We start from the raw sequence: 5,983 nt of genomic DNA on the forward strand, positions 1-5,983 counted from the left end.
AAGAGGCCTTTGACCACACGGCGCCTCTCACCGTGCTCATCAACCCCGAAATCGAGTTTCTGACCGAAGAAAAGGAAAAGGGCTGGGAGGGCTGCCTCTCGGTGCCCGGCCTGCGGGGTGCCGTGCCGCGCTATACGGCGCTGCGCTATCGCGGGGTCACGCCTGATGGCGAGGTCATAGAGCGTGTCGCGCGCGGCTTTCATGCCCGTGTGGTTCAGCATGAATGCGACCATCTGGATGGTGTTCTTTATCCCCAAAGGATGGATGATCTGACAGAGTTGATCTTCGAGAGCGAGGCCCGGGCATGGGCCGAGGCGCGGGCGCGCGGGGTTTCAGAGGAGAAGGCAGATGGCTGAGACAGGGAAAACCGCTACGGGCAAAAAACGTCCCGGCACGGGCGCGCGCGTCCCCGACCATCTCGCCGAGGCGCGTGCGAAGATATTGGCAGAAGCGCTCCCCAATGTGCCCTTTGACGGCTGGACGCCGCGCCTCCTGCGCGATGCGGCGGAGCAGGCCGGGGTGACGGCGGGCGAAGCGCGGCTTGCCTTTCCCGGTGGGATCCTTGATCTCGTCGATTATTTCCTCGCCGATGGCGACCGGCGCATGACAGAGGCGCTGGCGCATGAAGACCTTGCCTCAATGAAAATCCGTGAGCGGATCACTCATGCCGTGCGCACCCGGATCGAGGTGGACATTCTTCATCGGGAAGCAATGCGACGTGCGGTGACACTGCTTGCGCTCCCGACTTCCGGCGGACTCGGGCTGCGCACGCTTTATCGCACGGTGGATGCGATCTGGCGCGCGACAGGGGATACCTCCACCGATGTCAATTTCTATACGAAGCGCGCAACGCTTGCCGGTGTGTTCTCGGCGGTATCGCTTTACTGGTTCGCGGATGAATCCGAAGACCACCAGGATACTTGGGCGTTTCTCGACCGGCGCATTGAGGATGTGATGCGTTTCGAGCGGTTGAAGGCGGGGGTGAAGGGGGTGGCAGAAAAGCTGCCTGACCCGTTTGCCCTTCTCGGAAGGTTGCGGTACGGGCGCGGCTGATTTTCGAGATCAGGCCAGGCGAGTGCCGAGCGCGTAAAGGCGCGTGACATGGCCCATCTTGCGGCCGGGGCGGGCCTCGCCCTTGCCATAGAGATGGATGCTCGTGTCACGCTCGCTTGCGAGCACCTTCCACTGATCCACATCATCGCCGATGAGATTTGTCATCACTGCATCGGAATGGCGCGCGGGGCGGCCAAGCGGCCAGCCGCAAATCGCGCGGATATGCTGCTCGAACTGGCTGATGATGCAGGCATCCATCGTCCAGTGGCCGGAATTATGGACACGGGGCGCGATCTCGTTCACGAGAAGGCGCTGAGCGCCCGCGCCTTCCGCCAGCAGGAACATTTCAACGCCCATCACGCCCACATAATCCAGCTCTCTCACAATGCGTGATGCGATGGCGCGGGCTTCATCGGCAACGGCATCAGGAAGTTTTGCGGGGACAAGCGTCTGATGAAGGATGTGGTTCCGGTGGATGTTTTCCACGGGATCGTAAGGCGCAATCTCGCCATCGGCACCGCGCGCAACCACCACGGAAATCTCGCGCTCGAAAGAGACGAAGCCTTCGAGGATCGCGGGCGCGCGGCCGATTTCTTCATAGGCGGAGAGAGCGCCGTCCGCCGACAGGATTTTTGCCTGCCCCTTCCCGTCGTAACCGAAGCGGCGTGTCTTCAGCACGCTTGGGCAGCCAATGTTTTCGATAGCGGCGCGCAGGCTCGCTTCATCCGACACATCGGCGAAAGGCGCGGTCAGAATGCCCTGCGCCTTCATGAAATTCTTTTCGACGATCCGGTCCTGCGCCGTGGCGAGCGCAAGCGGGCCGGGGCGCACAAGGCCACGCTCGGCGAGAATACGCGCGGTTTCCGCAGGCACATTCTCGAACTCATAGGTCACGACATCGACGCTGTCGGCAAAGCGCCGCAGCGCGGCCTCGTCTTCATAGTCGGCGCAGGTGACATGCCCTGAAACTTCGGCGGCAGGCGCATCTTTTTCGGGGGAGTAGATATGGACGTGAAGGCCCAGTTCGGCCGCCGCGCTTGCGAGCATACGACCGAGCTGTCCGCCACCGAGAATGCCGATCGTACCGCCGGGGGCGATGATGCCGCTCTTGTTCGACATGAGAAGCGTTACTTGTCTTCCGGCGCGCGGCCGACAGAGGCCGTCTGCCTTGCGCGGTAGCTGTCGAGCCGTTTGGCCAGCGCTTCATCGGAAAGGGCAAGAACGGCGGCAGCGAGCAGGCCCGCATTCTTCGCGCCCGCATCGCCAATGGCGAGCGTGCCGACGGGAATGCCGCCCGGCATCTGCACGATGGAGAGAAGGCTGTCCTGCCCCGAAAGAGCTTTGGACTGCACCGGCACACCGAAAACGGGGAGAGGAGTGAGAGAGGCGGTCATGCCCGGCAGATGGGCCGCGCCGCCCGCACCTGCGACAATGACTTTCAGGCCACGGTCGCGTGCGGTCTTTGCATATTCCACCATCCGCTCCGGTGTGCGGTGGGCCGAGACAATGCGTGCTTCATAGGGAACGCCGAGCGCGTCCAGCGCGTCTGCGGCGTGCTTCATGGTCGGCCAGTCGGACTGGCTGCCCATGATGATGCCGACAAGCGGCTTGCCCCTGGACTTCTTTGCCGGAGCTTTCGCCTTCTGAGCGCCCGCCTTCTTCGTAGCCATCCGTCTTCCGCGCCTCGCGGGTAGGGCGGTGGCCTGAAAGCCCCGCCAGTTTCGGAAAGCGAGGGAGTATAGGAAGGTGCGCCCGTTTGGCAAGGGTGGGGCGGCCCTCACCGGGCCGCCCCGCTAAGTCCTTATGATCCGCGGAAAATCCGGGCAGCGGTGGCGCGGATGAAGACGCCTTCGCCGACGCGCAGTTCGCCGCCATTGTAAAGCTCGCGCGGTACTTCCGCCTCGATGCGGTCTTGGCGACCTTCAATGGAAAGCTCGAGCGTCACGGTCGGGCCGAAGGGCCGCACCATGCGGATCACGGCAGGCACGCCTTCGGCACGTTCGCGCGAAATGATCTCGATCTCATGGGCGCGGACATAGGCAAGCGCCGGACCGGAATAATCGGAATCGGCGCCCACAAGCGGGAAGGTGCCGCCCAGCACATCGGCCTCGCCTTCGCGCGCCGTCACCTCGAAGCGGGCAACGCCGCCAAGGAACTCGGAAACGAAGGGCGTTGCCGGTTCGTCATAGATTTCAGACGGCGTTCCCACCTGCTCCACACGGCCTGCGCGCATGATGACGACGCGGTCGGCCAGTTCGAGCGCTTCTTCCTGGTCATGCGTGACGAAGATGGTGGTAAGGCCCGTTTCGGTGTGAAGCTCGCGCAGCCAGCTCCGCAATTCCTTGCGGACCTTGGCGTCAAGCGCACCGAAAGGTTCGTCGAGCAACAGCACCTGCGGTTCGATGGCGAGCGCGCGGGCAAGCGCGACACGCTGGCGCTGGCCGCCGGAGATCTGGCTCGGAAAGCGTTTCTCAAGACCGCCAAGCTGAACAAGCTCCAGCAGGCGCTTCACACGGCGGCTGATTTCGCCGGCGCGGGGACGTTCGTTTCGCGGGCGCACGCGCAGGCCGAATGCGACATTGTCGAACACCGTCATGTGGCGGAAGAGGGCATATTGCTGGAAGACGAAGCCCACGCGGCGCTCGCGCAGCGAGAGCATGGTGGCGTCCTCGCCGTCAAAGCGGATCGTGCCTTCTTCCGTGGCGGTGAGGCCTGCAATGGCGCGCAGCAGCGTCGTCTTGCCGGAGCCGGACGGCCCGAGCAGCGCCAGCAATTCGCCGGGCTTCACCGTGAGCGAGACATTCTCCAGCGCGGCGAAATTGCCGTAGGACTTGCCAAGCTCTTCAATGTCGATGCGCACAGGCACATGACGATGCGTGTCGTTCTCAGGCACGGATGATGCTCCCTTAGTGGCTGCGGCCCGTCGCGGCAATTTCACCACTGTAGCGCCATTCGAGGAGAGATTTGAGGACGAGTGTGAAGAGGGCGAGGAAAGCCAGGAGAGAGGCAACCGCAAAGGCTGCAACGAAATTGTACTCATTGTAGAGAATCTCCACATGGAGCGGCATGGTGTTCGTCTTGCCGCGAATATGACCTGAAACGACGGAAACGGCGCCGAATTCACCCATGGCGCGGGCGTTGCAGAGCAACACGCCATAAAGCAGCGCCCATTTGATGTTGGGCAATGTCACCCGGAAAAAGGTCTGAAGACCTGTCGCGCCGAGCGAGAGAGCGGCTTCTTCATCCACCTTGCCCTGCTGCTCCATCAGCGGAATGAGCTGACGTGCAACAAAGGGGAAGGTGACGAAGATGGTGGCAAGCACGATACCCGGCACCGCAAAGACGATCTGATAGCCATGCGAGATCAGCCACGGGCCGATAAAGCCGTAGGAGCCGAAGAGCAGGATATAGACGAGGCCGGAAATGACCGGTGACACAGAGAAGGGCAGGTCGATCAGGGTGATGAGAAACGACTTTCCCTTGAACTCGAACTTCGCAATCGCCCAGGAAGCGACGAGACCAAAAACGAGATTGGCGGGAACCGAGATCGCCGCGACAAAAAGCGTGAGGCGAATGGAAGCCAGCGCATCGGGCTCCACAAGTGCGGCGAAGAAAGGCTCCGCGCCGCGCCGGAAGGCTTCGAAGAAGACGGCAGCGAGCGGCAGGAAGATCATCGCGCCAAGAAAAGCGACGCCGAGCGTGATGAGGACGATCTTCACCGGCACAGATTCACTGATCGGTGTGCGGAAGAAGGGGCGTGGCGCAGGCGACGGGCGCGAGGGAATGCGTGTGGCATCCATGGCGAGCGGATCATAGGACATGGATATGGTTCCTCAGGCGGCGATGCCGGTGCGGCGGCGATTCCACGACTGCAGCAGATTGATCAGCAGCAGCAGCGCGAAAGAAATCACCAGCATGATGGCGGCAATAGCGGTTGCACCCGGATAGTTGAACTCCTCAAGCCGGATCACGATGAGGAGTGGTGCAATTTCCGAGACATAGGGAATGTTGCCCGCGATGAAGATGATCGAGCCGTATTCACCAACACCCCGCGCAAAGGCGAGCGCGAAGCCGGTGAGGAGAGATGGGATGAGAACCGGCAGCACGACCTTGCGCACGGTCTGAAGCCGTGTTGCGCCAAGCGTTGCGGCGGCTTCTTCCAGTTCCTTGTCGAGATCGGAAAGCACGGGCTGCACCGAGCGCACAACGAAAGGCAGGCCGATAAAGATGAGCGCGACGACAATGCCGGTCGGCGTATAGGCGACCTTGACGCCAAGCGGCACAAGCCAGCTTCCGATCCAGCCATTCGGTGCGTAGAGCGCGGTGAAGGCAAGGCCCGCCACGGCGGTCGGCAGCGCGAAGGGCAGGTCGATGGCGGCATCGAAGAGGCGCTTGCCGGGGAAATTGTAACGCACCAGCACCCAGGCAACGAGGGCGCCGAACACCACGTTGACGGCGGCGGCAATGAGCGCGGCACCGAAGCTCAGCTTCAGGGCGGCGGTGGTGCGGGGATCGAAGGCGAGGCGGCTGAATTCTTCCCAGCCAAGCCCCGCCGACCAGACGAAAACACCAGCGAGCGGGATGAGGATGATGAGACTCAGCCAGGCAAGGGTGAGGCCCATCGTCAGCCCGAAGCCCGGAAGGACAGTGGGCGAAGGGCGCGGCAGAAGCCGGGCGGTTAGTGCAGACACGCTCATGGTGTTCATGCCGTCCATTAAATCTTCAATTCTTGTTTCAGGCAGCAGGCGCTTCGGCACGAGACGGATCGGGCGTCAGCCGCAGATAGGGTTTCACTTCAACCCAGCCTGCCTTGAATTTCTTCTCCGCCGCCTCATCGCTGATGGAAGGGAGGATAATGACATCCTGGCCGACCTGCCAGTTCGCAGGTGTCGAGACAGAGTGAGCGTCAGTCAATTGCAGGGAATCGACA

At 62.3% G+C, this 5,983-nt stretch carries 7 protein-coding genes and 1 pseudogene; 2 read left to right on the forward strand and 6 right to left on the reverse strand.

Going from position 1 to position 5,983, the window contains the following annotated elements; genetic code table 11:
• Both WBF74_RS09270 and WBF74_RS09275 read left to right on the forward strand, forming a co-directional pair.
• A partial coding sequence (locus WBF74_RS09270; protein WP_424438558.1) for a peptide deformylase occupies nucleotides 1-356 on the forward strand: 356 nt, incomplete at its 5' end.
• Nucleotides 349-1,053: a COQ9 family protein gene (locus WBF74_RS09275; protein ID WP_424438561.1), complete on the forward strand. Its 705-nt coding sequence runs from the start codon at nucleotides 349-351 to the stop codon at nucleotides 1,051-1,053. The genes WBF74_RS09270 and WBF74_RS09275, both read left to right, overlap by 8 nt.
• A gap of 9 nt (nucleotides 1,054-1,062) precedes the next feature.
• Here WBF74_RS09275 and WBF74_RS09280 read toward each other — a convergent pair whose 3' ends face one another.
• The 6 genes and pseudogenes from WBF74_RS09280 to WBF74_RS09305 form a co-directional block, all read right to left on the reverse strand.
• A complete protein-coding gene (locus WBF74_RS09280; protein WP_424438564.1) occupies nucleotides 1,063-2,172 on the reverse strand; it encodes a 5-(carboxyamino)imidazole ribonucleotide synthase in 1,110 nt (369 codons plus the stop codon).
• Nucleotides 2,173-2,180: 8 nt separating this feature from the next.
• Nucleotides 2,181-2,723 (reverse strand): 5-(carboxyamino)imidazole ribonucleotide mutase, encoded by a 543-nt coding sequence (purE, locus tag WBF74_RS09285; RefSeq protein WP_424438567.1) that lies wholly within the window; start codon nucleotides 2,721-2,723, stop codon nucleotides 2,181-2,183.
• Between the two features lie 131 nt (nucleotides 2,724-2,854).
• Nucleotides 2,855-3,913 (reverse strand): sulfate/molybdate ABC transporter ATP-binding protein, encoded by a 1,059-nt coding sequence (locus WBF74_RS09290; RefSeq protein WP_424438573.1) that lies wholly within the window; start codon nucleotides 3,911-3,913, stop codon nucleotides 2,855-2,857.
• Nucleotides 3,914-3,959: 46 nt separating this feature from the next.
• Nucleotides 3,960-4,874 carry a sulfate ABC transporter permease subunit CysW gene (cysW, locus tag WBF74_RS09295; RefSeq protein ID WP_424438570.1) on the reverse strand — a complete coding sequence of 305 codons (915 nt, stop codon included), beginning with the start codon at nucleotides 4,872-4,874 and terminating at the stop codon, nucleotides 3,960-3,962.
• Nucleotides 4,875-4,886: 12 nt separating this feature from the next.
• Nucleotides 4,887-5,759, reverse strand: a complete 873-nt coding sequence (gene cysT, locus WBF74_RS09300) for a sulfate ABC transporter permease subunit CysT (RefSeq protein WP_424438576.1) — start codon at nucleotides 5,757-5,759, stop codon at nucleotides 4,887-4,889.
• Nucleotides 5,760-5,787: 28 nt separating this feature from the next.
• Nucleotides 5,788-5,983: pseudogene (locus WBF74_RS09305) on the reverse strand (peroxidase); the annotation flags it as partial.

It is taken from the genome of Parvibaculum sp., from assembly GCF_049672805.1.
GTDB lineage: Bacteria > Pseudomonadota > Alphaproteobacteria > Parvibaculales > Parvibaculaceae > Parvibaculum.

Coding starts and splice junctions, on each gene's coding strand:
- WBF74_RS09280 (WP_424438564.1), bottom strand. CDS start 2,172: ATGTCGAACAAGAGCGGCATCATCGCCCCCGGCGGTACGATCGGCATT.
- WBF74_RS09275 (WP_424438561.1), top strand. CDS start 349: ATGGCTGAGACAGGGAAAACCGCTACGGGCAAAAAACGTCCCGGCACG.
- purE (WP_424438567.1), bottom strand. CDS start 2,723: ATGGCTACGAAGAAGGCGGGCGCTCAGAAGGCGAAAGCTCCGGCAAAG.
- cysT (WP_424438576.1), bottom strand. CDS start 5,759: ATGAACACCATGAGCGTGTCTGCACTAACCGCCCGGCTTCTGCCGCGC.
- cysW (WP_424438570.1), bottom strand. CDS start 4,874: ATGTCCTATGATCCGCTCGCCATGGATGCCACACGCATTCCCTCGCGC.